28 protein-coding genes and 1 pseudogene are annotated in these 25,940 nt (G+C 73.3%); 16 read left to right on the top strand and 13 right to left on the bottom strand.

What is annotated here, in order from left to right:
• From SSNG_RS34480 to SSNG_RS34465, 4 genes are all read left to right on the top strand, one after another.
• A partial coding sequence (locus SSNG_RS34480; protein ID WP_042804634.1) for an MFS transporter occupies nt 1-580 on the top strand: 580 nt, incomplete at its 5' end.
• A 105-nt stretch (nt 581-685) separates the two neighbouring features.
• Complete coding sequence (locus SSNG_RS34475; protein ID WP_007268597.1) at nt 686-1,270, top strand: isochorismatase family protein; 585 nt, start codon at nt 686-688, stop codon at nt 1,268-1,270.
• A gap of 58 nt (nt 1,271-1,328) precedes the next feature.
• The gene (ccrA, locus tag SSNG_RS34470) at nt 1,329-2,651 is read left to right on the top strand and encodes a crotonyl-CoA carboxylase/reductase (protein WP_007268596.1); all 1,323 of its coding nucleotides are present in this window, start codon (nt 1,329-1,331) and stop codon (nt 2,649-2,651) included.
• 117 nt (nt 2,652-2,768) lie between these two features.
• The gene (locus SSNG_RS34465) at nt 2,769-3,671 is read left to right on the top strand and encodes a CoA ester lyase (RefSeq protein ID WP_007268595.1); all 903 of its coding nucleotides are present in this window, start codon (nt 2,769-2,771) and stop codon (nt 3,669-3,671) included.
• A gap of 24 nt (nt 3,672-3,695) precedes the next feature.
• Here SSNG_RS34465 and SSNG_RS34460 read toward each other — a convergent pair whose 3' ends face one another.
• On the bottom strand, nt 3,696-4,610 hold the full coding sequence (locus SSNG_RS34460; protein WP_128637616.1) for an alpha/beta hydrolase: 915 nt from the start codon (nt 4,608-4,610) through the stop codon (nt 3,696-3,698).
• Nucleotides 4,611-4,706: 96 nt separating this feature from the next.
• Here SSNG_RS34460 and SSNG_RS34455 point away from each other — a divergent pair, with 96 nt between their 5' ends.
• Nucleotides 4,707-5,324 (top strand): TetR/AcrR family transcriptional regulator, encoded by a 618-nt coding sequence (locus SSNG_RS34455; protein WP_007268593.1) that lies wholly within the window; start codon nt 4,707-4,709, stop codon nt 5,322-5,324.
• A gap of 46 nt (nt 5,325-5,370) precedes the next feature.
• On the opposite strand, the gene SSNG_RS34450 is transcribed toward SSNG_RS34455, so the two are convergent.
• Nucleotides 5,371-6,597: a saccharopine dehydrogenase C-terminal domain-containing protein gene (locus tag SSNG_RS34450; RefSeq protein WP_042804633.1), complete on the bottom strand. Its 1,227-nt coding sequence runs from the start codon at nt 6,595-6,597 to the stop codon at nt 5,371-5,373.
• Nucleotides 6,598-6,723: 126 nt separating this feature from the next.
• Between SSNG_RS34450 and SSNG_RS34445 the strand changes: the two genes are divergently transcribed.
• On the top strand, nt 6,724-7,434 hold the full coding sequence (locus SSNG_RS34445) for a TetR/AcrR family transcriptional regulator (RefSeq protein ID WP_007268591.1): 711 nt from the start codon (nt 6,724-6,726) through the stop codon (nt 7,432-7,434).
• A gap of 452 nt (nt 7,435-7,886) precedes the next feature.
• Nucleotides 7,887-9,308 (top strand): APC family permease, encoded by a 1,422-nt coding sequence (locus SSNG_RS34440; protein ID WP_042804777.1) that lies wholly within the window; start codon nt 7,887-7,889, stop codon nt 9,306-9,308.
• 71 nt (nt 9,309-9,379) lie between these two features.
• Here SSNG_RS34440 and SSNG_RS34435 read toward each other — a convergent pair whose 3' ends face one another.
• The 3 genes from SSNG_RS34435 to SSNG_RS34425 all read right to left on the bottom strand — a co-directional run bounded on the left by SSNG_RS34435 (nt 9,380) and on the right by SSNG_RS34425 (nt 11,201).
• Complete coding sequence (locus tag SSNG_RS34435) at nt 9,380-9,682, bottom strand: transcriptional regulator (RefSeq protein WP_042804632.1); 303 nt, start codon at nt 9,680-9,682, stop codon at nt 9,380-9,382.
• Entirely contained in the window at nt 9,682-10,134 is a 453-nt protein-coding gene (locus tag SSNG_RS34430; protein ID WP_007268588.1) for a hypothetical protein, read from the bottom strand. Before SSNG_RS34430 ends, SSNG_RS34435 begins: the two co-directional genes overlap by 1 nt.
• 164 nt (nt 10,135-10,298) lie before the next feature.
• A complete protein-coding gene (locus tag SSNG_RS34425) occupies nt 10,299-11,201 on the bottom strand; it encodes a hypothetical protein (protein WP_007268587.1) in 903 nt (300 codons plus the stop codon).
• A gap of 116 nt (nt 11,202-11,317) precedes the next feature.
• On the opposite strand from SSNG_RS34425, the gene SSNG_RS34420 reads away from it, so the two are divergent.
• The 3 genes from SSNG_RS34420 (at nt 11,318) to SSNG_RS38395 (ending at nt 13,174) form a co-directional block, all read left to right on the top strand.
• On the top strand, nt 11,318-11,929 hold the full coding sequence (locus SSNG_RS34420; RefSeq protein ID WP_063749979.1) for a TetR/AcrR family transcriptional regulator: 612 nt from the start codon (nt 11,318-11,320) through the stop codon (nt 11,927-11,929).
• 105 nt (nt 11,930-12,034) lie between these two features.
• Nucleotides 12,035-12,658 (top strand): hypothetical protein, encoded by a 624-nt coding sequence (locus SSNG_RS34415; protein WP_007268585.1) that lies wholly within the window; start codon nt 12,035-12,037, stop codon nt 12,656-12,658.
• 156 nt (nt 12,659-12,814) lie between these two features.
• The gene (locus SSNG_RS38395; RefSeq protein ID WP_165365087.1) at nt 12,815-13,174 is read left to right on the top strand and encodes an Imm51 family immunity protein; all 360 of its coding nucleotides are present in this window, start codon (nt 12,815-12,817) and stop codon (nt 13,172-13,174) included.
• A gap of 274 nt (nt 13,175-13,448) precedes the next feature.
• Here the strand turns inward: SSNG_RS38395 and SSNG_RS34405 are convergent, their stop codons facing one another.
• From SSNG_RS34405 to SSNG_RS34395, 3 genes are all read right to left on the bottom strand, one after another.
• The gene (locus SSNG_RS34405; protein ID WP_007268583.1) at nt 13,449-13,661 is read right to left on the bottom strand and encodes a hypothetical protein; all 213 of its coding nucleotides are present in this window, start codon (nt 13,659-13,661) and stop codon (nt 13,449-13,451) included.
• Nucleotides 13,658-14,353 carry a hypothetical protein gene (locus SSNG_RS38390; protein WP_007268582.1) on the bottom strand — a complete coding sequence of 232 codons (696 nt, stop codon included), beginning with the start codon at nt 14,351-14,353 and terminating at the stop codon, nt 13,658-13,660. The genes SSNG_RS34405 and SSNG_RS38390 overlap by 4 nt, the downstream gene beginning before the upstream one ends.
• Nucleotides 14,354-14,562: 209 nt before the next feature.
• Nucleotides 14,563-15,453 (bottom strand): serine protease, encoded by an 891-nt coding sequence (locus tag SSNG_RS34395; RefSeq protein ID WP_042804631.1) that lies wholly within the window; start codon nt 15,451-15,453, stop codon nt 14,563-14,565.
• A 149-nt stretch (nt 15,454-15,602) separates the two neighbouring features.
• Here SSNG_RS34395 and SSNG_RS34390 point away from each other — a divergent pair, with 149 nt between their 5' ends.
• Nucleotides 15,603-15,959 (top strand): hypothetical protein, encoded by a 357-nt coding sequence (locus tag SSNG_RS34390; protein ID WP_042804772.1) that lies wholly within the window; start codon nt 15,603-15,605, stop codon nt 15,957-15,959.
• Between the two features lie 38 nt (nt 15,960-15,997).
• Here SSNG_RS34390 and SSNG_RS34385 read toward each other — a convergent pair whose 3' ends face one another.
• A complete protein-coding gene (locus tag SSNG_RS34385) occupies nt 15,998-16,321 on the bottom strand; it encodes a multidrug efflux SMR transporter (protein ID WP_007268579.1) in 324 nt (107 codons plus the stop codon).
• On the bottom strand, nt 16,318-16,971 hold the full coding sequence (locus tag SSNG_RS34380; RefSeq protein ID WP_007268578.1) for an NAD(P)H-dependent oxidoreductase: 654 nt from the start codon (nt 16,969-16,971) through the stop codon (nt 16,318-16,320). The genes SSNG_RS34385 and SSNG_RS34380 overlap by 4 nt, the downstream gene beginning before the upstream one ends.
• Nucleotides 16,972-17,083: 112 nt before the next feature.
• On the opposite strand from SSNG_RS34380, the gene SSNG_RS34375 reads away from it, so the two are divergent.
• Complete coding sequence (locus SSNG_RS34375) at nt 17,084-17,659, top strand: TetR/AcrR family transcriptional regulator (RefSeq protein WP_042804630.1); 576 nt, start codon at nt 17,084-17,086, stop codon at nt 17,657-17,659.
• A 193-nt stretch (nt 17,660-17,852) separates the two neighbouring features.
• Complete coding sequence (locus SSNG_RS34370; protein ID WP_128637615.1) at nt 17,853-18,395, top strand: DoxX family membrane protein; 543 nt, start codon at nt 17,853-17,855, stop codon at nt 18,393-18,395.
• A 21-nt stretch (nt 18,396-18,416) separates the two neighbouring features.
• On the opposite strand, the gene SSNG_RS34365 is transcribed toward SSNG_RS34370, so the two are convergent.
• Nucleotides 18,417-19,037, bottom strand: a complete 621-nt coding sequence (locus SSNG_RS34365; protein ID WP_042804629.1) for a TetR/AcrR family transcriptional regulator — start codon at nt 19,035-19,037, stop codon at nt 18,417-18,419.
• Between the two features lie 70 nt (nt 19,038-19,107).
• On the opposite strand from SSNG_RS34365, the gene SSNG_RS34360 reads away from it, so the two are divergent.
• The gene (locus SSNG_RS34360; protein ID WP_007268574.1) at nt 19,108-19,509 is read left to right on the top strand and encodes a hypothetical protein; all 402 of its coding nucleotides are present in this window, start codon (nt 19,108-19,110) and stop codon (nt 19,507-19,509) included.
• Nucleotides 19,510-19,516: 7 nt separating this feature from the next.
• Here SSNG_RS34360 and SSNG_RS34355 read toward each other — a convergent pair whose 3' ends face one another.
• Nucleotides 19,517-21,079: a hypothetical protein gene (locus tag SSNG_RS34355; protein WP_007268573.1), complete on the bottom strand. Its 1,563-nt coding sequence runs from the start codon at nt 21,077-21,079 to the stop codon at nt 19,517-19,519.
• A gap of 266 nt (nt 21,080-21,345) precedes the next feature.
• Nucleotides 21,346-24,012, bottom strand: coding sequence for a rifamycin-inactivating phosphotransferase (gene rph / locus SSNG_RS34350; RefSeq protein WP_007268572.1), 2,667 nt, complete (start codon nt 24,010-24,012; stop codon nt 21,346-21,348).
• A 269-nt stretch (nt 24,013-24,281) separates the two neighbouring features.
• Here rph and SSNG_RS34345 point away from each other — a divergent pair, with 269 nt between their 5' ends.
• Both SSNG_RS34345 and SSNG_RS42680 read left to right on the top strand, forming a co-directional pair.
• Nucleotides 24,282-25,574, top strand: a complete 1,293-nt coding sequence (locus SSNG_RS34345) for a GNAT family N-acetyltransferase (protein ID WP_007268571.1) — start codon at nt 24,282-24,284, stop codon at nt 25,572-25,574.
• Between the two features lie 121 nt (nt 25,575-25,695).
• Nucleotides 25,696-25,940, top strand: a pseudogene (locus tag SSNG_RS42680) (hypothetical protein); the annotation flags it as partial.

Here is a 25,940-nt window from a genome sequence, read left to right as displayed (position 1 = left end):
CCGTCCGCTCGCCGCGACCTACGTGCGCTGCAGGGGGACGTACGTCGTCTTCTACTCCATCACCTACGCCCTCCCCCAGTGGCTCCAGCAGGGACGCGGCCTGTCCGAGGCCGAGTCGGGCCTGGTCATGCTGCCCATGGCCGGTCTCGGCGTCCTCACCACCATGTGGGCCACCCGGCTCGTCGGCCGCGGCCTGCGCGCCGTCCTCGTCACCGGCTCCGCCGCCCTCTGCGTGGGCAGCGCCGCACTGGCCCTGTTCGGGTCGAGCGTGCCGCTCTGGCAGATCCTGGTCATCGCGGCGGTGCTGGGCCTGCCCAACGGGTTCAACAGCCTGGGCAACCAGACGCTGATGTACCGCACCGCGCCCGCCGAGCAGATCGGCACCGCCTCCGGGCTCCTGCGCACCTCCCAGTACATCGGCGCCAACCTCGCCTCGGCCCTCGTCGGCATCGCGGTCGGCCGGCAGGCCGGCGACTCCGGGCTCCACCTGCTGGCCGCCGTGATCACGGGGATCAGCCTCGTACTCCTCCTCAACGCCGCCTTCACCCGGCACCTGCGCGGCACGGCCGTCCCCGGCTGAGCCGCCCCCTCCCCTTCCCCTCCCGTCCCACCGCGCCCCAGGCGCACGTACTCCGTGCCGATCACCCGCGCGGCGTACTCCGCACCCGTCCGAAAGGAACCACCCGTGCCCGTCGCGGAACTCAGCCCCAACGCCGCCCTCGTCGTGCTCGACGTCCAGGAGGGCATCCTCGGACTGCCCCTGCGGCCCCACCCGGCCGCTCAGGTCGTCGACAACAGCGCCCGCCTGGCCCACGCCTTCCGCGCGGCCGGCATGCCCGTCGTCCTCGTCAACGTGGCCCACGGTCCCGACGGCGGCGCCGCGCTCCAGCCCCGCGCCGACGTACCGCACAACCCCCCGGCCCTGCACCCCGAGTACTCCCGGCTCTCCCCCGAGCTCGCGGCGCACCCCGACGACCTGCTGATCACCAAGCGCCAGTGGGGCGCCTTCACCGGCACCGAACTGGACATCCAGATGCGCCGCCGCGGCATCGAGGAGCTCGTCCTCACCGGCGTCGCCACCAACCTCGCCGTGGAGTCGACCGCCCGCTCCGCCTACGAGCACGGCTACCACGTGGTCGTCGCGGAGGACGCGACGAGCACGTTCTCCGCCGAGCACCAGGAGTTCGCGACCACCCGGATCCTGCCGCTGATCGCCCGCGTCGACACCACCGACGCCGTCCTCGCGGCGCTCGGGGCCGTGCGGGCCTGAGGCGGTCCCGCGTACGCCTCCGGCCGTCCCGAACCCGTACGACACCTATGGAGATCCCATGAGTACTCCCCTCGCAGACGCCGTGATCGAAGGCCGCAGCGGTGAAGAGCTGCTGAGCCTGCCCCTGCCCGGCCGTATGAAGGCCGTGACGGTCCACAAGGACCAGACGGGGATGTTCGACGGCGTCGCGGACAAGGACGTCCGCAAGTCGATGCACGTGGAAGACGTCCCCATCCCCGAACTCGCGCCCGACGAGGTGCTGGTCGCGGTGATGGCGGGCGCCATCAACTTCAACACCGTGTGGTCCGCCACCTTCGAACCGGTACCCACCTTCCGTTTCCTGGAGCAGATGGGCCGGCGCGGCGGCTGGGACGCCCGCCACGACCTGCCGTACCACATCCTCGGCTCCGACGCCTCGGGCGTGGTCGTGCGGACCGGCTCGGCCGTGCGCCGCTGGAACGCGGGCGACCACGTCGTCATCGGGACGGCCTACGTCGACGAGCAGGACCCCGCCACCCACCGTGACGGCATGCTCGGCGAGGACCAGCGCGCCTGGGGGTTCGAGACCAACTTCGGGGGCCTGGCGGAGTACACCGTCGTGCGCGCCAGCCAGCTCCTGCCCAAGCCGGCGCTGCTCACCTGGGAGGAGGCCGCCGCCAACCCGCTGTGCGCGGGCACCGCGTACCGGATGCTCGTCAGCGACCGCGGCGCCCGCATGAAGCAGGGGGACGTGGTCCTGATCTGGGGCGCGACCGGCGGACTGGGCGCGTACGCCGTCCAGCTGGTGCGCAACGGCGGCGGCATCCCCGTCGGCGTCGTCAGTTCCGCGGAGAAGGCGGAGGTGCTGCGCAAGCTCGGCTGCGAGGCGGTCATCGACCGCTCGGCGATCGAACAGGGCGACCGCACCCTGCTCCAGCGGCCCGAGGGGTGGAAGAAGCTGGGCAAGGCCATCCGCGACGCGGTCGGCGAGGACCCGCACATCGTCTTCGAGCACGTCGGCAAGGCGACCTTCGGCGCCTCGGTGTTCCTGGCGCGCCGCGGCGGCACCGTCGTCACCTGCGGGTCCAGCACCGGCTACGACCACCAGTACGACAACCGCTACCTGTGGATGAAGCTGAAGAACATCATCGGCAGCCACGGCGCCAACCTCAACGAGCAGTGGGAGACCAACCGGCTCATCGAGATGGGCAGGGTCCTTCCGGCCCTGTCCGCCACCTACGCCCTGGACGACGCCGGTGAGGCGGCGCGCAGCGTGCAGGTGAACGAGCACCTCGGCAAGGTCGGCGTGCTGGGCCTCGCGCCCCGGGCCGGGCTCGGCGTGACCGACGCGCAGGCACGCGCCCGCGTGGGCGAGGAGCGGTTCCGGCTGTTCCGGAGCTGATGCCGCGCGGGCCCGCCGCGGCGGCCGGGGTCATCGCGGCGGGCCGGTGAGGCCTGCGTAATCGGCGGTAACGGTCCGGGCGTCCTCGCCGGCGCCCGGGGAAAGCACAGGTGTCTGATGGAGGCCTCCACCCCGCGCGGCGCGGGCGCCGACGGCTCTGCCCCGCGTGGTGCGGACCCGGGCAGCGGCCGCCGCCCGCGCCCGGCGGCCCGTACCTGGCTCTACGTACCGGGAGACCGCCCCGAGCGCTTCGGCAAGGCCCTCGCCTGCGGGGCCGACGCGGTGGTCATCGACCTGGAGGACGCGGTGGCTCCCCTCCGGAAGGCGGCCGCGCGCGAAGCCGTCGTCGGTTTCCTGGACCGCGGCCACCGGCGCCCGGTGTACGTGCGCGTGAACCCGCCGGGGAGGGGAGGCGAGGAGGACCTGACCGCCCTGCGCGGCACCAGGGTCTCGGGCGTGCGCATCCCCAAGTGCGAGCGGCCCGCGCAGGTCGCCGAGGCCGCGCGGCTCCTGCCGGGGGTGCCGCTCGTACCGCTGCTGGAGACGGCACTGGGCATCGAGCACGCCCACGCCCTCGCCACCGGCCACGCCATGGTGTCCGGCCTCGCCTTCGGGGAGGCCGACCTCGCGGCCGAACTGGGCACGGGCCACCGCGACGTGCTGGACGCGGCCGCCCACCGCGTCCTGCTCGCCGCCGCCGCGGCCCGTCTGCCCAGGCCGCCGCTGAGCGTCTTCCCCGCCGTGCGGGACCTGGACGGGCTGGCGGTGGACTGCGTACGCGGACGGGAGCGCGGCTTCTTCGGGCGCTCGGTGGTCCATCCCGCCCAAGTGGCCGTGGTCAACTCCGTGTTCACGCCTCGGGCCGGGGAGGTCGACGCCGCGCGCCGGCTCGTGGAGAGCGTGGAGCGGGCCGGGGCGAGCGGGACGGGGGCGTGGCTCGACGAGAACGGCGGCCTCGTCGACGCCGCGGCCCTGCGCCGGGCCCGCGCGGTCCTGGACGCCGCCTGCGACGCTTCCTGATGCCCGTCGTGGCGGCGGGGCCCCTCACCCCCCGGTGTGGGCGAGGATCTCGGCGGCCAGGCGCCCGTCCACGGCCCGGGGCAGGGTGTGGCCCATCCCTTCGAGCATGACCAGGCGTGCGCCGGGGACGGCCGCGGCCGTGGCCTCGGCGTGCGGCGGCGGGAACATCGGGTCGCGCGTGCCGTGCAGCACGAGCGTGGGAGCGGCGACCGAGGCCAGGTCGGCCGTGGTGAAGGAGTCCCCCGCGGCTCCGGCCAGCGTGTGGTTCAGCGCGGCCCCGATGTCCTCCGCCCGCCCGTGGACCCGTTCCTCCATGGCGCGGTACTCCTCCTCGTCGAACGGGAGCTCCGGACCGTGCAGCACGCGCCACATCGGCAGCCGCGCGGCGAGGTACCCCTCCAGGCCCGCGCCCGGCTCGGGGAAGGAGGTCATGAGGACGGCGAGCAACTCGGCCGTCGGGGGCGGGAGCTGACCGGGCGAGGGGGCGAGGCCGGCCATGGCCCGCTGGATCGCGCCGGCGGTGTCCGTACCCAGCGGCTGGGAGGAGAGGCTGGTCAGGGTCAGCACCCGGTGCGGATCGGTGAGGGCGAGCCGCTGGGCGATGATCCCGCCGAGGGAGGCCCCGACCAGGTGGGCGCGGTCCACGGCGAAGGCGTCGAGGACGGCGAGCGCGTCGGAGGCGAGGTCGGCGACGGTGTACGGGTGGGCCGCGAAGTCCACCCGGGAGGAGCGGCCGGTGTCGCGGTGGTCGTAGCGGATGACGTGGCGTCCGCCCTCGACCAGGCGCCGCACGAGGCCGTCGTTCCACTGGACGCCCTGGGCCTGCGCGCCCATCACCAGCAGCACCGTCGGGTCCTCGGGCGCCCCGAAGTCCTCCGCCCAGAGCGTGAGACCGGCGCCGGCAGCGATCATCTTCTCGTTATTTTCCTGCATGGTCATGCAGGTTAATGGCTCCGGTCCCCCGCCACCAGGGGTTTGCGGGGGACCGGGGGCGCGGCTGGACGTCCCCGCCCGCCGACGGGCACCCTGAACCCCATGGCAGGAGTCAGGGGACAGGTGCAGAAGCGGGGCGTCGAGCGCCGCCGCGCGATGGTCGACGCCGCGATCGAGCTCTTCGCGCAGCAGGGGGTGCGCGGCACCGGCGTGGCGGCGGTCGCCGCGCGGGCCGGTGTCACGCCCTCGGCCCTGATCCACCACTTCGGCAGCAAGGACGCGCTGGTCCGGGCCGTGCTCCAGGAGGCCGACCGGCGGGCCCTCGAACGCCTCGCCATCACCGCGGACGCCGAGCCCTCACTGGCGCAGGCGATCGACTGGTTCGTCCGGGACGCCGAGCACACCGCCGCCACGGAACGGGAACTGGCCGCCCTCCACACGGCCCTGACCGCCGAGAACCTCGACCCGGGCTCCGCGCTGCACGTCTGGTTCCGCGACCGCGGGCGGGCCCTGCGGGACCACCTCGTCTCGCTCTTCACCCGCGCCGAGGCGGACGGCACCACGCGCCCGGGCTCCGACGCGCACACCCTGGCCGCCGAGGTCGCCGCCTTCCTGGAGGGGGCCCACCTGCTCTGGCTGCTCGACCCCGACCGGATCGACCTGGTCGCCCTCCACCGCAGCTACTTCGACGGCCTGACGGCCCGTCTGACGGGGCCCTGATCCCGCCCCGGCGCGGCGGCGCCAGCGGCGGCGGCAGGGCCCGGGGTCAGGACTGGTCGCGGATGCCCCACGGGGAGCCGTACGCGGTCAGCAGGTCCAGGAACGGGCGCGGCGGGAGGGCCTCCGGGCCGAGTACGCCCGACTCCGCCCAGACGCCGGCGGCGATGAGTTCGAGCGCCACGACCGGGTTGACCGCGGTCTGCCACACCACGGCCTGGGAGCCGTACTCGCGCATCGACCACTGGTTGTCCACCACGTGGTAGAGGTACACCTCGCGCGGCCGGCCGTCCTTGGTGCCCTTCACCCAGGTCCCGGCGCAGGTCTTGCCCGACATCCGCTCGCCCAGCGTCGCCGGGTCGGGCAGGCACGCCGCCACCACGTCGCGCGGGGAGACCCGTACCGGGGTGCCGTCCGCGCCGCGCACCGTGACCGGTTCGGTCGAGTCCAGGCCCAGCGCGTGCAGGGTCCTCAGCTTGCCAATGAAGTCCTCGCCCAGGCCGTACTTGAAGGTGACCCGCCGGGCGTCCACCCAGCGCGGGACCAGCAGCACCTCCTCGTGCTCGACGTTGACGCACTCGACCGGGCCGATGCCCTCCGGGAAGTCGAAGACCTCCGGCTCGCTGAAGGGCTCGGTGGTGAACCATCCGCGGTCCCGTTCGTAGACCACCGGCGGGTTCAGGCACTCCTCGATCGTCGTCCAGATGTTGAAGGACGGGGCGAAGTCGTGGCCCTCGACCGTCAGGTTCGCCCCGTCGCGAATGCCGATCTCCTCGATCGCGTCGAAGAGTTCGTCGGCGGCGTACCGGGCGAAGACGTCCGACAGGCCGGGCTCCACGCCCATCCCGACCAGGGCCAGCCGGCCCGACTTCTCCCAGGCCCCGGCCCGCTCGAACTGCTCGTCGCCGAGCTTGACCCCGCACTGCGCGTAGGGATCGCCGGGGTGCGGCCGGGACAGGGACATGGCCATGTCCACGTAGTGGCTGTCCGCCGCGAGGGCCGCCTCGAACAGGGGCATCACGAACCGCGGATCCGTGGCGTTCAGCAGGACGTCGCACCGCTCGCCGGTGAGGAGCGCGGCCACCGCCGCCCGGTCCGAGGCGTCGACGCGGCGCGCGTGGAAGCGGCCGCCGGCTTCGCCGAGCGCGGTCACGGCCGCCTCGGCGCGGGACAGGTCGTAGTCGGCGACCACGAAGTGGTCGAAGAAGTCCCGGCGGGCCGCGATCCGGGTGATCGCGGTACCGACGCCGCCGGCGCCCACAAGCAGAACACGCATGACGAAACCCTCTCTCGGTGAGGTCCGCGGAGATCCGCGCCTCGTGGGAGGGATGAAAGCCGGGGCGGCGAGATAACGTCAATGGTGTTGGCATAAGGTGTTGCGTGTGAGAGGGGAAGGTGTCCGATGGCGAAGCCCGTGGTTCCCGAGGAGGCCCGCCGGCGGCGGCGCCCCACCCGGCAGGGCGTGGTCCTGTCCGAGCGGCTGATCGTCGAGACCGCCCTGCGCATGCTGCGCGAACACGGCAGCGCCGGCCTGTCCGCGCGCCGTCTCGGCGCCGCCCTCGGAGCGGATCCCAGCACCCTCTACCGGTACTTCAACGGCATGGACGCCCTCACCCTCGCCATCGGCGAGGAGCTCATCGGCCGGGCCCTCGACGGCTGGGCCGCCACCGGCCAGTGGCGTCACGACCTGCGCGAACTCGGGCTGCGCATCCACGGCGCCTACCTCGCGCACCCGCAGGCGGCCGTACTGACCGCCGGCCGCGTGACCGGCCGCCCGCGTGAGATCGACGCCGACGAGGCCGTCCTCGGCATCCTGCGCACGGCGGGCTTCCCCGACCCGGAGGCGGTCCGGATCTACCACGCCTTCATCGACCAGAGCCTCGCCTTCGCGGCCCTGGACGCCGGCTCCCTCGCCCTGTCCGAGCCTTCCCGGAGCTCCGACGAGGGGCAGTGGGAGTCCACCTACGCCCGGTTGCCGGCCGACGAGTACCCGCACATCAGCGCCACCCGGCGACTGCTCGCGGCCCGCATGAACCACAGCGCGTACCCGGTCGCGCTGGACATGCTGCTCGCGAGCGCGGAGTCACGGCTCCAGGCCCTGCGGGCGGGCTGACCCGGCCGGCACCGGCCGCCGCGCCCGGGGCCCGTGCGGGCTGCCCCGGGGTTTGCGCGGCGGGCGGCCGGATCCTGGGCGGCGGGCGCACGGGACCTGCGCGGCGGGCGCCCGGGACCCTGGGCGGCGGGCGCACGGGACCTGCGCGGCGGGCGCCCGGGACCCTGGGCGGCGGGCGCCCGGGGCCCTGGGCGGGTTCCTTATGCCAACACCATTGACCCCTTCCCGCCCGCGCGGGTTTCCTCTTCGCAGTTCACCCCCCGTTCACACCGCGCCCGCCCCGGCGCGGCCCGCACACCGCACCAGTACAGCGAGGGACGATGGCCGCAGACACCCCGCCGGAAACCACCCCCCGGGCCGTGACGGCCACAGCCACCGTCGCGCCCCCGACACCGGGCGGGAACGGCACCCCGACGGCACGGGTCCCGGCCGGAGCCCTCAAGCAGGACGCGATCGGCTTCCTCGACGCCCTCGCCATCGGCCTCAACGCCACCTCCCCCGCGTACTCGCTGGCCGCCGTCATCGGCCCCCTCGTCGCCCTGGTCGGCGTACACGCCCCCGGCGTGATGCTCGCGTCCTTCGTCCCCATGCTGCTGATCGCCTCCGCCTTCCACTTCCTCAACCGGGCCGACCCCGACTGCGGCACGACCTTCTCCTGGGTCACCCGCGCCCTCGGCCCCACCACCGGATGGCTGGGCGGCTGGGCCATCGCGATGACCGGGGTGCTCGTCGTCGGCTCGCTCGCCGACGTCGCCGTCGGCTTCGGCCTGCTCGCCGTCGGGGCCGACGGCCTGGCCGGCAACACCCTGGTCCGCGAGGCCCTCACCGTCCTGCTGATCCTCCTCATGTCCTGGCTCTGCGTACGCGGCACCGAGGTGTCGGCCCGCTTCCAGAACGCGCTCGTGCTGGTCCAGGTCCTCTGCCTCGTCGTGTTCGCGGCCGTGGCCATGTGGCGGGTGTACGCCGGCACGGGGTCCCTGGACGCCGTCCGCCCGGCCGCAGGCTGGCTGAACCCCTTCGGGGCCGGCGGCCCGGCGCTCACCGGCGGCCTGCTGCTCGGCGTCTTCGCGTACTGGGGCTGGGAATCCGCCGTCAACCTGACCGAGGAGACCAAGGACTCCGCCGAGGCCCCCGGCCGGGCGGGCATCTGGTCGACGGTGGTCCTGCTGGTGACCTACGTGGCCGTGGCCTTCGCGGTCGTCGCCTACGCCGGCACCGCGTACCTCGCCGGGCAGGCCGACGCCGAGGAGGACGTCTTCGCGGCGCTCGCGCGCGAGGTGCTCGGCGGCTGGGACTGGATCCTGCTCCTCGCCGTCGCCACCTCCGCCCTCGCCTCGACCCAGACGACCATCATCCCGGCCTCCCGCACCGCCCTGTCCATGGCCCGACGCAAGGCACTGCCCGCCGGCTTCGCCCGCATCGACGCCCGCCGCGGCACACCGGGCACCAGCACCTGGTGGGTCACCGGCACCGCGGTCGTCTGGTACGTCGTCATCCACCGGATCAGCGAGAACGCCCTCGCGGACTCCCTGACGGCCCTGTCGTTGCTCATCGCCTTCTACTACGCCCTCACCGGCATCGCCTGCGCCGTCTGGTACCGGCGCCACCTGCTGCGGGGGCCGGGCCCCTTCCTGCTGCTCGGCGCGGGCCCGCTGCTCGGCTCGGCCATGCTGATCTGGCTGCTGGCCGAGTCCGTCGCCGACATGGCCGATCCGGCCAACGCCTCCAGTTCGACCGCCTGGTTCGGGCTGGGCGCGCCGCTGGTCATCGCGCTGTTCCTGGCCGGCGCCGGAGTGCTGCTGATGCTGCTGCGCCGCGCCCGGTCCGGAGCCTTCTGGCGCGAACGGCCCGGCGTGGCCCCCGAGTCGCCATAGGTCCCGGGCTCTGCGGGGGGGAAGGCGTCTTCGGCCGAGGCGGCGCAGGCGGCGAGGTGATGGCCTGCCGTCTACTCCAGGGGCATCCGTGCGGCCGCCACGATCCTCTCCAGCGCCGACGCGTGCCGCTGGAACGCCTGGCGCCCGTGCGGGGTGAGGCGGAGGTGGGTGTGGCGTCCCGTACGGTTCCGCGTCTTGCGGACCTCGACGTACCCGGCGTCCGCCAGCGCGGAGACCTGCTTGGACAGGGCCGAGTCGCTGGTGTCCACCGCGTCCCGGACGAAGCCGAACTCCACCCAGTCGGCCGGAGCCAGGAGCGCGACGACCGAGAGTCGCGCCGGAACGTGCAGGAACTCGTCGAAGTCGGGATCCATCAGCAGTGGCCGTTCCTTCGGATGACGTTCTCGACGACCGGGCGCAGCGCGTACGAGGCGACTACGGCCGCCAGGGCGGTGACGGCTGCGGCGAGCGTATGCCGCGCCGGCAGGCTGAGGAAGTAGGCGGCGACCGCCACCGCCCAGAAGAGCACGAGGAGCGCGACCCCCGTGACCCCGTAGAACAGCACCTCCGAGCCGACGGCCTTCCGGCGGACCGGGGCCCGGCGCTGGTGCACGAACAGCCCGCCCAGGGCCAGGCCGTTCCCCGCCAGGACCGCGGCGGTGCTCCAGGGGTTCGGCAGGTCGAAGGACGAGCACACGGCGAACAGGCCCAGGGCCGAAACGATCAGGTAGGGACGCGAGTAGGCGTGGCGCACGTACGCGTTGAACGTCTGCTCCTGCCGGTGGCGTATGGCGTCGAGGGCGGTCTGGGCATCGTAAGGAGTCATGGGTGGCGTCCCTGGTCATGGTCATGGTCATCGGTCTTCCGAGTACTTTCTCATGGGGAAAGTACCACCTTCTTTCCCCGGAGGAAAAAAGGTGGCCCGGCCGGCCTGCACTCACGATCCGGGTCTGGTGGTGCGCTACCCGCGCTGGGCGTGGCTGGCGTCGGTCAGGCCTTGCCGATGCCCAACGTCGTGGTCATGGGCAGCAGCCCCGAGCCGATCGCCGCGACCCAGAAGTCGCCGAGCAGGGCCGCGAGCCGCTCCGTGCTCTCGGAGCCCAGCGCCTCGTACGGTCCTGCGGCGAGCTCGTCCGTGTGGCGCTCGACCTTCGCGCGCAGGGCGCGCCCCGCCGCGGTCGCCGTCGCGGGGCCATCGGGCTCCAGCAGGCCCCGTCGTACGAGGTGTTCCCGCGCGGCGGCCCACTCCGGCGCGCTCCACTGCCGGCTCCGGAAGGTCTCCTCCGGCGCCGCCCCGATCGCGGCGAACGACACGAGCGCCTCCACCGGGTCGAGCCCCGCGGCACGGAGCGCCGCGACGTGGCCGTCCCCGCGGTGCTCGCGCAGGATCGTCGCGGCCTGCCAGAGCACGAGGTGCGGGGCGCTCGGCCACGCCAGGGCCGCGTTGGCGGCGGCGAGCGGGCGGCCCTCGACGTCGGCGGCCTCGGCCGCACGGCGGGCCAGGGCTGCGGCCTCCGCGAGCGCGGGGCTGTCGACGCGGTCCCCCAGGAGTGCGCGGTAGGCACGGTCGACGGCGCGCTCGCGGGCGGCGAGGACGGCTTCGGGGGAGGTCACGTCCCAGGCGGCGGGGATGTAACGGCCGACCATCTCCGGGCTGAAGCTGTAGAACGCGGACCCCACCTGATCGGATCCGGCCGCCCCCAGCGGTGCGGCCCGCCAGGCGAAGTAGCTCGGCCACCGCTCACCGGTGTCGAAGCCCAGTGCGGCCGCCTCTTCGAGGGACTGCGGCGCGAAGTAGAGCACGGCGTGCAGCGGCTCCAGCAGCTGCCACAAGTGGCGTACGCGACGGGGCTCGATCGTGATCGCGTCCGACACGGGGTTCTGGTCCGACATGACGTCTCCTCAACAGGTCCACCGGCGGTTCGGTGCCCAGCCAGGGCTCGGCTCGGCCGCTTCGAACTTGACGGTGACTAGATTGCTCGCGCCCGCCGCAACTTGTCAACGACTAGATGCGGCGTAGTCTGTTCACCGTGACCAGCCAGCGCACCTACCACCACGGCGACCTGCGCCACGCCGTCCTGACCGCGGCCCTCGACGTCATCGCCGCCGAGGGCCCCGGAGCCCTGAGCCTGCGCGACCTCGCCCGCCGGGCCGGCGTCTCGCACGCCGCGCCGGCGCACCACTTCAAGGACCGCACCGGCCTGCTCACGGCGATCGCGGCGGAAGGCTACGACCTTCTGGCCGAAGCCCTCGCGGATGCGGACGCCGACGCGGACGCCGACGCGGACGCGCCGGAGCTGCGCGAACGGGGCGTGCGCTACGTACGGTTCGCAAGGACGCATCCGGCGCACTTCCAGGTGATGTTCCAGCCGGAACTGCTGCGCGAGGACGACCCCGACCTGGCCGCCGCCAGGCAGCGCGCCGGCGAGCAACTGCGCATGGGGGTGGCCCAGTTGCCGGAGGCGGGACGGGGCGGCGACGCCCGGATGGCGGGGGTCGCGGCCTGGAGCCTGGCCCACGGCTTCGCCACACTGCTGCTGAGCCGGAACCTGAGCGGCCCGGTGGACGACCAGGACCCCGAGGAGGTCTTCCGGTCGCTCACCGGACTGCTGTTCAGGTGACCGAGGACCCGACCGGAAGACGACGCCGCCCGGGGGCGCGGTGAACCTCCGGCCGCTGAGCGGAGAGCAGCGAGCCGGCTGGCGGCAGGGTGGCAGGATCGAGGGGTGCTGATCAAGGGATACGACATCGGCCCGCTGGTGGCGGGCGAGTCACTGCCGGCCCGCCCGGGCTTCTGGTCGAACCACCTTCTGGCGATGTGCAGCGACGGGGGGTGTGCCGAGCGCCCCGTTCCGGAGTGGTTCGGTGAGGACGGCGCCGATGCCGATGCCATGTCCGAGGTCCTCTTCGATCCAGAACGCTGGCCGGTGTTCAGGGTCCCGACAGACGACGGCCCGGGAGCGGTGGTGGTCTACCGCAACCTGGACGGCGACTACGGCACCGATTACCTCCTGACCCGTCCGGGCAGACCGTACGCCGAGCAGATCGCCGGCTGGGACGGCGACTTCTCGGGCACCGGACTGACGTGGCGCGAACTGGTCCGGATCGCGGACAGCCCCTCTTCGGCGGTCGAAGGGGTCCAGGACACGGCCACCCGCTTCCTGCTGCTGCTCCCCCTCCTCACCGACCCGGACGTACCGCTAACGGCATCGGCAAGGCTCGCCACCGCCCTGGCCGCAGTCGGCGCGCCGCAAGACACCGCCCCCATCGCGGCGGAGCACCTGCTGGCCCACCTCACGTGGAGAACCCGCCACGACCCCGGCTGGGCGTCCCCACTGAGCGGCAGCTGAGACGCCCCCGCCGCGAGGGGCAGCGCGGCTGTGCACACTGAGCTCATCCGGGCCGCACCCCTGCTTTACGCCCCGGAACAGGCGTACGAGCGCATCGCCGCGGAGGAACGGGATCGCGCTACTCGCCACAGGGCCCGGCCCCCTACCATGACTCCCGTGAGTGACCCGACTGCCCTGGCCCCGTTCCACCTGGACGAAACCGGCGAACCCGACCCCTCCTACTGCCTGTATCTCTTCGACGGCGACATGGAGCAGGTCGCCGGCGTCTTCGAGGAGCACAACGCCGAGAGCCATGGCCACGGCTGGGAGGAGCTGGCCAGGTCACTGGTCGTTTCCCGCATGCCCGACAGCGCAGACAGGCTCCACTTCGGATCAGAAGCCGGCACGTTCGCTGTCTCGAGCAGCGACCTCGAAGCCCTCACGGATCTGGCCCTCCTCTTGCACTCCGCCTTCCACGACCGCGAACTCCTCAGCCACTGCATCCTGACGGCCGACCCGCACTCCCTGGACCGGTAAGACCCGGAGCGTCGTCATCGAGCACCGCACCGACGACCACACCACCGGCCGCCTCCTCGGCCCGCTCACCCGCCCCGCGACCCGGGTCCTCCTGGACGCCGAACGCGCCGTCCTCGCCGCCCTGCACGGCGGCTGCCTGACCGCCGCCTCTGCATCTTCGCGCCCCCGCCCGCCCGGAGGGCCGGCTCCGGGCGGGCGGGGGCGGCACGGTGCGGCCGTCAGGGGCGGGCGGCTCGGGCCGGACCGCCCCTGGGGTGTGCGTGCTGCGGGCCGGTCAGACCTTGTTGTAGGTGCCGGTGTGCCACAGGGCGCCGCCCTTGGTGGGGCCGCCGTCCTTCTTGTAGATGACGAAGTTGCCGTCGTCCTGGAGCAGGGCGTAAGCCCCGGGGTTGTTCGCCGTGCCCGTCCGCCAGCGGGCGGTGGTGCGGGCCTTCCTCGACGAAGCGTCAGGTCCCCGCGGTCCTTGGGGAGCCATCTGCAGGGTCACCCGGGGGCTGCCCGCCGTACGTTGTTGCTGCTCCCAAATGGCCTTGCCGTCCCCGCTTGCGGAAAATGACGAGGTTGTTGTCCTGCTGGAGGACCAGCCACACGGTCGCGGCACTGGGCCCAGTTGCCCGTCCACCAGCCCTCGGCGGCCGTCGCGAACTCGGAGCAGAACCAGCCCTGCCGCTCCGTGCTGCGGGTGGACCAGCGGGGGTTGGCGCTACGGCCCTCGACGAGGAACTCGCCGCCGAGGAGGGAGGCCCTGACGCTGCCCGTGCCCGCGCCGGTGCCGTACGTGTTCGAGTGCCAGAGGGCGCCGCCCTTGCCGTGGCCGCCGTCCTTCTTGTAGACGACGAAGTTGCCGTCGGCCTGCATGGTGGCGTACGCGCCGGGGTTCCCGTGCGTGCCGCTGGCCCACAGGGGCAGCTTGTAACCGCCCGGGGTGCCGAGTGCGTAGAGCACGAGGTTGCCGTCGGGCTGCATGACCAGTTCGGTCGTGCTCACGTGGTCCGCGAGGCGGGCGCCGGGGTCCAGGCGCTGGCCCGGGTTGAGCGTCGCGAGGACGCCGCTCTGCGGTCCGCGGCACTGGGCCGGGGCAGCCGCGGCGGGGGCGGCCGCGGCCGGGACCAGGGCCGCGGCCGAGGCGGAGACGACGAGCAGGGACACGAAGGTTCTTCGGAGCGCGTGCGTGCGCATGGTGGTTCCCCCCTGGGAAGTGTGGGTCCGACCGGGCGGTCGTCGCCGGTCGTGTGAGGACCTTTCTACACCGTCCCTGAAACCGCCGGCCGGGCGGCTGCCGGCAGCGCGGTGTTCGGCCCAAGTGGCTGGATCCGTACGCGCTCCGCACGCGGTCCGCGATGGCCCTCCAGCGGACCTCGCGGCGGCTCGGGTGCCGGCGTCCGGAGTCAGCCGGTGCGGCCGATCGCCGCACGGATCCAGCCCGAGTAGGCGGGTGCGCTGGTGTAGAGGCCCGGGCCTTGGCCGCAGCGTACGCCGGGGGTGCCGGGGCCCGAGGTGATGCCGATGAGTTCCCATCGCCCCCTCCGGTCCCGCTGGAGCTGCGGGCCGCCCGAGTCGCCGTTGCAGGCCATGGCGTCGGGCACCCGGCTGACCGTGCACAGGCGGGTGCCGTCCGCGTAGTCCGGCGCGCACTCGGAGACCGCACCCCTGCGCGCGTCGAGTTCCTGGAGCCGGTCGGGGAAGACCCACCCCGCGGGGTCGGGTGCGTCGGCGATGGTGCCGAAGCCCAGCAGCCGGGTCGGGGTGCCGGGCCGCCCCGGTGCGTCGGCGATGCGGAGGGGCTTCTCGGCGACCGGGTGGTCCAGGCGGAGCAGAGCGATGTCGTCGTGGTTGGGGCCGGTGCCCCCGCCGTTCCGGTAGGCCGGGTGGGAGATCGCCTTCGCCACGGAGCGGACCGTGCCTCCGGAGGTCCTCCACTCGCTGCCGATCCGGACGGTGCCGTCCAGGGTGACGAGGGCCGGGTCCACGCAGTGGGCAGCGGTGAGCACCCACTTCGCGTCGATCAACGCTCCCCCGCAGACACCCTTGAAGGTGGGGTCGTCCACACCCGTCACCGGGATCGACACCATGGACGGGTACCGCTGGGTGGAGTCCTTCCCGTTGACGATGGCTTCGGCGCTGCCGGTCATCATGGCGGCGCACACCGCTCCGGCCAGGGCCACGGCGGCGGTGCGCGCCACCATGCGGCGCGAGGACTTCGGGCTGAGCACTGGTTCTCCGATCGGACGGGCTGGTGGGACGTGCTCAGCCTCCGCGACCAAGGGGAACCGGGCCATCCGGTCAGTGGGCCTGTCCGTCCTCCGGCCAGCGGGCCCGCGCCTGGTGGGGAGAACCCCCGGCCGTCCTCGCGGGCGCCTCTCCTCACAGGCGGTCAGCTGACATGCTGATCAGCTGAACTCTCCTTCCCACCCTTTTGGAGACCACCGTGGATCTGAGCGCCATCGGCGAACCCGTCATCGTGCCGGAGGACACCCAGGTCCACGTCGGAGTCCACCTGCGGGAAGGCAGTCTGACCCTCACACAGAACGGCCGTGACTTCGAGGCGCATCACGCCCTGGTGGAGTTCGCTTCTGTCGACGAGCGACCGTGGATGGCGGAGAAGGTCAAGTTCTCGGCGAAGGCGCCGGACGGCAAGTCCGTGGTACTGGTCGTGGGTCTGCTGAACGACGCCTGCGACGGGCCCAGGGCCGGTCTTCCCGTCGCGGTGTGGAAGGTCGTGGCCCTCGCCGCGACCTCCGCCGGAGACGTCGGCATCACCTACCAGGCTCCTCGCGGAGTCTGACGCGGACGGGCCTCCTCACTCGTGCCGTGGCGGGCTTCTCATCCCGTCCGGGTGGTCGCGTGGGACAGGGCCACCCCGCCGATGATCAGGGCGAGGGCCAGGAGGCGGCCCGGGGTGACCGGGTCCTTGTGGAGCACCACGCCCAGGGTGATCGCGCCCGCCGCGCCGATCCCCGTGAAGACGGCGTAGGCCGTGCCGACCGGCAGGCCCTGCATCGCCAGGGACAGCAGGTAGACCGCGACGGCGGCGAGCGCGAAGCAGAGCAGCGTGGGCAGCGGGCGGGTGAAGCCGGCCGTCGGCTTGATGCTCTGCGACCAGGCGACCTCCACCAGGCCGGCGGCGACGAGGAGCAGCCAGTTCACAGGGACCCTCCTGTCGTGCGGGCCGCCTCCAGTGCGGCCGCCCGGGACGCGTCGTGCGCTCCTCGTCGGCCGGAGAGGGCGGGGTCCATGAGGGAGTTGGCCAGCTCGGTGCCGAGGAAGGTCATGTCCTGCTCCGGCACCGCGAAGTGGCCGGCGAGGAAGTCGCGCAGGTAGCGCTCCTGGTGGTCGTAGGGGTGGCGCGGGGTGCCCGGGCCGTACGCGCCGCCGCGGGCGTACGCCACGACGAACCGCCGTCCGGCCAGGGACATGCGCGGGAAGGTGACCTGGTCGATCCAGGCCTTCAGGGAAGCCGGGACCGAGTAGTTGTACATCGGCGTGGCGATCAGCACGACGTCGGCGGCGAGGAGTTCGGACAGCAGCGGCTCGACGACCGCCCAGGCCGCCTCCTGCGCGGGAGTGCGTACGGCTTCCCGGTAACGGGCGGGGTCGGTGATCTCGTGCTCCAGGACGTGGTCGCACAGCTCGGTCCAGGCCTCGCCGATCTGCGGGACCGGGGTCCGGGCGAGGTCGCGGTGGATGTGGATCCCGCCCGGGTGGGACGCGCGCCAGGCGGCGGCGACGGCGTCGCCGGCCTCCCGGCTGAAGGAACGGCGGCGGGCGCTGGCGTCGAGGTGCAGCAGCGTGGTCATGACGGGGACCCCCTCGGTTCGGCCGGAACGGTAAACGGACACGGCGTCCAGTTATACCGGACGAGAGGCTCAACCGGACAGGGCGTCCACTTATTCCGGTAGGCTGGGGACCATGGAGACGACGAGGGAACGCGCGGACGCCGCCCGCAACCGGGCCAAGGTGCTCTCCGCCGCCGCCGAGCTGTTCGCCGCCGGGGACGCGCGGTCGGTCACCATGGAGGACATCGCCCGGGCCGCCGGCATCGGCCGCGGCACGCTCTACCGCCGCTACCCGGACGTCACCTCCATCGCGGCGGCCCTCCTCGACGAGCACGAACGCCGCCTCCAGGAGGAGTTGCTGCACGGTGCTCCCCCGCTGGGCCCCGGCGCACCGCCGTCCGAGCGGCTCGCCGCGTTCTACGCCGCCATGGTCGACCTGCTCGACGCCCACGGCCACCTGGTACTGGGCGCCGAGACCGGCGAGAAGCGCTTCACCGTCGGGGCGTACGGCTTCTGGCGCGCCCATGTCCTCGTCCTGCTGCGCGAGTCCGGGACCCCGGACCCGGAAGCCCTCGTTGACGGCCTGCTCGCGCCCCTGGCACCGGAGGTCTTCCTCCAGCAACGCGCACGGGGCGTGACGCCCGACCGGATCAAGGCGGCACTGGGACGGCTGGCGGGCGCGCTGGCGGGCACTCCCGGTCCGGAGTGAGGGCCGGGGCCGCCCGGGCCTGAGCGAGGGCTTCGCCGGCGGACCGGGCATGCGCCCGGGTGAGGGGGAGTACTGCGGCCGAACGGGGTGAGGGGCGGGTGCACCGCCGTTGCGGGGCGGGGATTCCGGATGCGCGTCCTAGGGTGGCCGTCGCTCACAGGCGACGGACGAACCGGACGAACGGACGCTGACGGTGCATGAACGAGGGGACCGCCCGCTCTTCGGAGCGGCCCCGGCCACGCTGACCCCCAGCCCCGTGCACGACATCGGCCTGCTCCTGCTCCGGCTCGTGGTCGGGCTGAGCATGGCCGGCCACGGGACGATGAAGCTCTTCGGCTGGTTCGGAGGTCCGGGTCTCGACGCGACCGGCAAGGGCTTCACGGCGGCCGGCTACCCGGCCGGGGAGGCCATGGCCCTCATGTCCAGCCTCTCCGAGACCCTGGGCGGCCTCGGCCTCACCCTCGGCCTGCTCACCCCGCTCGCGGGCGCGGCCCTGATCGGCGTCTTCGTCAACATCCTCGACGTCCGGGGCCTGAGCGCGTACTTCCCTCCCAAGGGCGTCGAACTCGAGACGGTGCTGTTCGCCTCCGTGGTCGCGCTCACCCTGACCGGGCCGGGCCGCTTCTCCGCCGACCACGTCCTTCCGGTGCTGCGCGAGTCTCGGGCACGCCATGCCCTGCTCGCCGTGGCGGTCGGGGTCGTCGCGGGGTTCGTCGTGATCTTCCTCAGGGACTGACCGCAGAGACACCGGAGGCGCTCAGGCCGTCGGCTCTTCCGGGTCCTGGGACATGCCCGACGCCAAGGCGCGTGCGGCGGCGGCGAAGTACTGCTCGTCCGCGTCAGGGGCGAGGCCGAGGGTGACGCCCTGGCTGAGGCCGACGAAGAGCGCCCTGAGCGCGGTGGTCAGGCGCTGCGCCTGACGCGGCGTCACGGCGCGTCCGCCGTGCGGCCTTCCGGTGAACAGCGCGACGAGGTGCTGCTCCTGCGACCGGATGGACGTGGCCAGCCGGCTCCCCAGCTCCGGGTCGTGCAGGGCCATGTCCAGCAGGGTGATCTGGAGCGACATGCGGGGCAGCGCGTCCGGGGCGTCACAACCGCGCCGGTAGTACCGGGCGAAGGCGTCGACGGCTTCCAGCAGATCCAGCCCGGCGGGAACGGCCTGCTCGATCTCCTCGTAGTAGGGCCGCAGGTGGTCGGCCACCAGGGCCACCACCAGGCCGTTCTTGCTCCCGAACAGCGAGTAGACGGCGCCGGTGGTCAGGTCGGCGCGTTCGGCGATCTCTTCGAGCCTGGCCCGGTACCCGTCCCGGGACACGACCTCGAACGCGGCGTCCAGCAGGGCACGGCGGTTGCGTTCCTTGGCCTCGGCCCTCGTCATTCTCATAATTTGATTATTGCCGTAATCTCGTTACGGAACCAAGTCGGGATGAGCTTCGGGGAGGACATTCATGACTCAGGTGGCAGGACAGCGGAGGTCCCGCCGCATGGTGGGGGCCATCGCCGATGGCGCCTTCAAGGTGCTGCTCGGCGCTGTATGCATCGCGGGCGCGGCCCCGCTCGGCCGGTTGCTCGGCACGCCGGCCTGGCTGATGGTCGTCTCGGGCGCGGCCCTGCTGATCGGCGGTGGCGTCGGGATCGGGTACGTGCGCAGCCGGTCGGTGCGCACGTACACGCGGCTCATGGTCGCCTACGACAGCGGCTGGGTGCTGGCGGCCCTGGCCGGCCTGGTGATGGCGTGGCGGGGCAGCGGTGCCGGCGGCGAGGTCTGGATGGGCTACCAGACGGTCGCCCCCCTCGCGTTCGCCGCGCTGCTGGCGGCTGCCGGCCCTGCACGGACCGCCTCGGAGTGACGGCCCCTCAGGCGGGGCGGGGTGCTGCGAGCGTCTGCGCGGCCTCCGCGGTCCGGAGCAGGCTGTCGGTCGGGTGGGCAAGGGCGTCGAGCATGGCCCTGCCCGACCGCAGCGCTGCCCCGGCCGTCTCGTGCAGACCGAGCGGCGCGGCGGCCTGTGCGATGAGGAGGTACTCCTCGGCGACCCTCACCCCCAGGCCGAGTTCCCGCCATGCGAAGGTTCGGCAGGGCGGTTCCGGTGGGCCGGGGGCGAGACCGGGGGCGAGACCGGGAGCGAGCTCCAGCTGGTCGGCGGGCGGCAGTGGCGGCGGGCCGTCGAGCACCGTGACCGCCCGCTCAAGGGACTGCCAGGCCGCCTCCGCCTCGCCGTGGCGGCGTTGCAGGGAGGCGAGGTCGACGAGGGCCGCGCCGCGCTTGCCGGCGTCGTCCTGCACAGACGTGTGCAGGCGGCGCGCCCTGATCGCCTGCCCGAGGTCTCCGAGGGCTTTGAACTCGCCGACCAGGCATCCGAGCAGGGCCTCGTCGCGCGGGCCCGTGCCGTCGAGGATGCGGATGAGCGCGGCGCGGGCCAGTTCGGTCCGTCCCTGGCGGCGGGCCAGCGCCGTCCAGGTGAGCTCGTGTTCTTCGTCGGGGTCCTGGCCGTGGTTCGACTCGTCGAACTCGGCCGCCCACTGGGTGAGGGCCGGTGCGGAATCCGGGAAACCGCCGAGCAGGAAGCGGACGTCGGGCTCGGACTCCCGCAGGGACCGCAGCCATGCGTGGTCCTCCGGCTGACCGTGCAGGCCGACCAGGACCGCGGCGAGGCGAAGCTCCTCGGTGGGGCCGCGGCGCACTTCGTGCCGCAGGAGCACTCGCAGGAGCTGCAGGTCCCCGGGCTGACGGTCGTACTGGGCCGCGCGCAGGACGGTGGCCCGCCGCACGGGATCGCCCGCGATCGCGTCCCGGTGGTCGTGGTCCGCCGCCCGCATCCGGGCCAGGTCGGACCGGCCGGGAGCGAGGACCGTCTGCCAGAGCGGCGGCCGCGGCAGGTGGTCCGGCAACGCGTACGCGCAGCCTTCGTCCGCGTTCAGCAGGAGGAACTCCGGCTCGGTCCGCAGCAGGGACTCCTGGAGCCTGCGCAGCAGCTCGCGCCCGGGGAGCCGGCGCAGGCCCAGGCCGCTGAGCAGCGTGCTGCGATCGGCGTCCAGCCCGGGGGCGTAGGAGTGCCGGATCTCGTTCTCGGTCCGGTTGAACACCGCCTCCAGTTCATCGTCGTCGGCAGCGAGGTCGAGGTCGAGGTAGTCGTGCCAACCCGGCAGACCGAAGACGATCTCCAGGGCCTCGTCCAGGCCGGCGGCGATGAGGCCCGCTTCGCCGTCGGAGCTCGCGTACAGCACGGGCCCGTCGGCACAGACGAAGTAGGTTCCGCCGGTGTCGTCGCCCGCCACGGCCGTCAGGGGCGCTCCGCTCGCCAGACGGACCTCTTCGCCGTGCTCGGCCCGGTCAAGATCAAAATCGAAGGACCGCGCCGCCAGCCTCGCCAGATCGGCATTACGGCGCAGGACGGCGAGTACGCGGTCGGGGCATGTCATGACCGGACCGTAACAGCCGCCCCCGACACCGGTTGGCGGACGGTCGCGCCGCTGCCCCGGGAGGTCCGGGCGGTGGCCGAGGGTGGACGGTGGGGCCCGGGAAGTCGGGGGACGGCTTCCCGGGCCGGTGTCGCGGTACCGCGGGGGAGCGGTGTGCATGCCGTGCGACAACAAGAGAAACGATTCCCCCGCCGGAAAGTCACGCCCCCCTCACACACAGAACAGTTCGACTGACGCGCGGCGCCGCCCGCCGCCCGCCGAGCCGGTCAGTCCAGGAGTTCGACGTAGCCGTCGCTCCCGTGCACGCGGATCCGCTGCCCGTCCCGGATCAGCCGGGTGGCCCCGGCGACGCCCACGACCGCCGGCAGGCCGTACTCCCGGGCGATCACCGCCCCGTGGGTCATGAGCCCGCCCACCTCCGTCACCATGGCCGTGATTCCGACGAACAGCGGCGACCAGCTGGGGTCCGTGAAGACGGTGACCAGGATGTCGCCGGCCTCCAGGTCGGCGTCGGCCATGTCGAGGACGACGCGGGCCCGCCCCTCGACGGTCCCGGCGGAGACGGGCAGGCCGACGAGGGCGCCGGCGGGGACGTCGTCGCGCCGGTACGACCCGGTGAGGGCCTCCCCGTCCGAGGTGAGGACACGGGGCGGTGTGAGCGCCCGGTACGACCGGAACTCGTCCTTGCGCCGCCGGATGAGCCGGTCGTCCACCCGGTGCGTACGCACGACGTCGCGCAGCTCCTGGAACGTGAGGTGGAAGGCGTCCTCGGTCTCGGCGAGCACGCCGGCCCGCACGAGCCGTTCGGCCTCCGCCACCAGGGCCCGCTTGTAGACGAAGGAGCGGCTGACGACGTTGTACTTCGGGTACTCCCGGTATCCGATGAAGGTCCTGACCCGGTCGATCATGCGCTTGGTCTCGTCGGCCCTGCGCTCCCCGTCCGGCAGTGCCCGCAACCGCGACAGCACCTCCCGCTCCTTCTCGCGCGCCGTCCGCAGGCCCTGCTCGAAGCGCCGTTCGGCGGCGCCCGGCCGGAAGTTCCTGACGTTGTCGAGGATGACGGGGACGAGCGTGGCGGGGCGCTCGCGCCAGCGCGGCCGCGTGATGTCGATCTCGCCGACGCAGCGCATGCCGTACCGGCCGAGGTAGTCCTCGATGGCTTCGCGTGCTCCGGCCCCGCCCGGGAGCTTCGTCAGCCCCTCCAGGAAGGCGTCGTCCTCGGCGCCCTCGACGCCCTGCAGGAACGCCACCACCTCCGGCCACGGCCGGATCACGTCCGCGACGTCGAGCAGCGCCAGTCCCATCTCCGACGTGACGTTGCCGGGGGCGGACAGCGTCAGCGTGTCGGCCGCGTTCTTCTCGCCCAGCCACGCCCGCAGGTTGTCGTTGAGCCACCAGGTGGCCTCCATCCCCGCCATGATGGCCTGAAGGCTCTGCGGATCGCTGAGAAGCCGCTTGTGCTCCTGGAAGGCGTCCGAGAGGAAGTCGAACAGCTCCGGTCCCTTCTTCGTCCGGATGTCCCGCTCCAGGTCGGCGAGGGACCGCCGGCTGCGCTCGACCAGCTCGGTGACGACGGCCGGATCGGTGGCGAGCGGGGCGGGCGCACGGCCGGCCGGCGGGCCGCCGGGGGGCGCGTCGGGGGCCGCGCCGGGGGTCGCGTCGGGCGTCGCGTCGGGGGGCTCGGGTGGCGACGGGAAGAAGCCGTCGCGGTCGAGGAGGGTCTCCAGAGCGTCCCTGACCAGCGGATCGCCGCGCCCGATCATGTCCAGGAGGCCGGCGCGGCTCGCGGGCGAGGCCAGGCGCCCGGTGACGTCGACGAACAGCCGGCCGCCGGCCTCGTGCATCGGTGCCATGGCCGTCAGCTGCCACACCGACAGCCCCAGGGGCTTCATGGCGTCGGTCATCATCTGCTGGTGGCCGACGGAGACGTAGACCCGGTTGTCGTGGTCGCCGGTCGCAGGAGCGGCGTCAGGCCCGGGGACGGGGACGGGCCCGGGGACAGGCCCGGGGACGGGGACGGGGAAGAGCGTCGTGATCGGCCTGGTCTGAACGATGTGGAAGTCGCCGTCGGCCAGGCACCATTCGATGTCCTGGGGCCGCCCGAAGTGCGCTTCGATCCGCCGCCCGAGCCGGACGAGCCGCACGGCCTGCGCGTCCGTCAGCGTCGGCTGCTCCTGACGCCGCGCGTCGACCGCCACCTCCTGCGTGCCGATCGCCCTGGCCACGACTTCGCCGTGCCGCACCTTGAAGACGTCCGGGTTCACCTGGCCGGACACCAGGGCCTCGCCGAGACCGAAGCCCGCCTCCACGGTGGCGGCCTTCCGGTCGCCCGTCACGGGGTCGGCCGTGAACAGGACGCCGGCCGCCTGCGGGAAGACCATCCGCTGTACGACGACGGCCATGTGGACCGTACGGTGGTCGATGCCGTTGCCCTGGCGGTACGTCACGGCCCGCTCGGTGAACAGCGAGGCCCAGCAGCGGCTGACGTGCCGCAGGACAGCCGCCGGCCCCACGACGTTGAGGTACGTGTCCTGCTGGCCCGCGAAGGAAGCCGACGGCATGTCCTCCGCCGTCGCGCTCGACCGCACGGCGTAGGCGGCCCGCTCGCCGAACCGGGCGAGCGCGTCGGTGATCCGCGCCGCGACACCGTCCGGGACGGGGATCCCTTCGATGGCCCGGCGAACCTCCCCGCTGAGCGTGCGGACGGCTTCCCGGTCGCCCGGGGGCACGCGCCGCAACCGGTCGATCCCCTCTTCGACGGCCGGCGCTTCCGCCAGGATCCGCCGGAACGCGTCCGTCGTCACGCAGAAGCCCTCCGGGACGCGGACACCCCCGATCCGCGACAGCTCGCCCAGGTGCGCGGCCTTGCCGCCGACGAGGGCGACCTGCACGGCGTCGGCCCCTCGGAGATCCACCACGTACGGTTCGTTCATCTCGGTCGTCTCGGTCGTCTCGGTCGTCTCGGTCATCTCGCTCATCTCGCTCATCGCGACGCCTCCCGGGCGATCGCGCCCCATTCCCCGCGATTCGTTGCTCCGGCCGACGATTCTGCGCTGGAAGAGGGGCCTTGCGGCAAGCCCCCCAGTGCGCTATAGCTTGGAAGTGGCAGGGAGAGCGCTCTCCCTGCCTTTCGTTTTTGTGGCGGGGGCACCACGAGCGGTGGTGCGGACATCAGGGGAAGGCAGCGGCGCACGTGGAGAACGTGGAGATCCGTCAGACGACCGAAGAGGACTTCGACGTCTTCGTCAGCACGATGCACGCCGCGTTCGGGCTCCACCCGGAACCCCCGGTCGACGGTGGCGGGCAGTGGTGGTCGGCGCTCGAAGCGGACCGGTGCCTGTTCGCCGTGACGGCGGACGGGAAGCGCGTCGGCACCGCCGGTGCGCACTCCTTCGAGCTCACCCTGCCCGGCGAGGTGCTCGTACCCGTCTCCGGGGTGACCGCCGTCGGCGTCCTGCCCTCCCACCGACGGCAGGGCGCACTCAGGGCGCTGATGCGGCATCAGCTCGCCGAGCTGCGCGCCCGCGGGGAGTTCCTCTCCGTGCTGCTGGCCTCCGAGGCCCTGATCTACCGCAGGTTCGGCTACGGACCGGCGACGTACACGGCAGGGCTGACGGTGCCGCGCCACCAGGCGGCATTCGCCGTTCCCCGGGCGCGCGGGGGGAACGGCCAGCCGGTCACGGGCGCGGCGAGCGGCCCGAGCAGTCCGAACGGCCCGAGCAGTCCGAACGGTCCGGGCAGTCCGAGCGGTTCGGTCGAGGTGGTGCGGAGCAGCGACTGCGGCGAGGTCCTGGAAGGGGTCTACGACCGGTACCGCCGCTCACAGCCCGGCGCGCTGTCCCGCCCGCACCGCTGGTGGTCCCTGCGCGCGGGACAGCCCCCGATCTCTCCGGCGCCGCGGTACGTCGCCGTCCACCGGGACGCCGACGGCGTCCCCGACGGGTACGCGAGCTACACGATCGAGCCCGGCGCCTCCAGGACGATGAAGGTCGACGAGATCGTCACCGCCGACGACGCCGTCCACACGGCCCTCGCCCGGTTCCTGCTCGAACACGACCTCGTCAGCCAGGTCTCCTTCAAGCACGTCCCGACCGACCATCCGCTGCGCTGGCAGTTCGAGGACTTCCGCGGCGGCGAGGTGACGGGTGTCGGCGACTGGCTCTGGGTGCGGCTGCTGGACGTCCCGGGGGCCCTGACCGCGCGCGGCTGGTTCGCGGACGGCGAGATCGTCCTCGACGTCGAGGACCCGTTCCTCGGCGAGCACGGCCGCCACCTGCTGACCGTCCGGGACGGCAAGGCCGACTGCGTCCCGACGGACCGGGAGCCCGACCTGTCGCTGGACGTGAGCGACCTGGGCTCGGTCTACCTCGGCGGCACCGCCCCGAGCACCCTCGTGCGCGCCGGGCACGTCAGGGCCCACCACCCGGGCGCGGCCGCCCTCGCCGACGCCCTGTTCCGGACCGAGCGTTCCCCGCACTGCCTGCACTGGTTCTGACGGGGCGTACGGGGCGCCGGGGCGGCCCTGCCGGTCACTCGCCGCCGTTCCCCCACCGGGCGGTCCGAACCGTGTGGCGGCGTGCGCGCATGAGCGGGCCGCGGCGGGTTACACGGCGTCAATGAGACCTGAACGGGGCGCGGCCGTGGGACGACCCGGCGGCCTTCGCGTACTGCTGTTGCTGCTGTTGCTGCTGCTGCCGGTACAGGCGGCCGTGATGTCGGGGGTCGGCCTGATGGTCACCGGGCCGCTGGCCCGCCGGTGGCCGGTGGCGGCGGAGGACGGCGTCAACCGCGGCCTGGCCGCGCACCGCGCGGGCCCGCTCACCGCGTTCACGGAGTGGTTGTCCCTGCTGGCCGGCACGCC

The sequence above is a fragment of the Streptomyces sp. C genome, from assembly GCF_000158895.1.
GTDB lineage: Bacteria > Actinomycetota > Actinomycetes > Streptomycetales > Streptomycetaceae > Streptomyces > Streptomyces racemochromogenes.
Note: the sequence above shows the minus strand (reverse complement) of the source record. Positions and strands in the feature narration are given on the sequence as shown.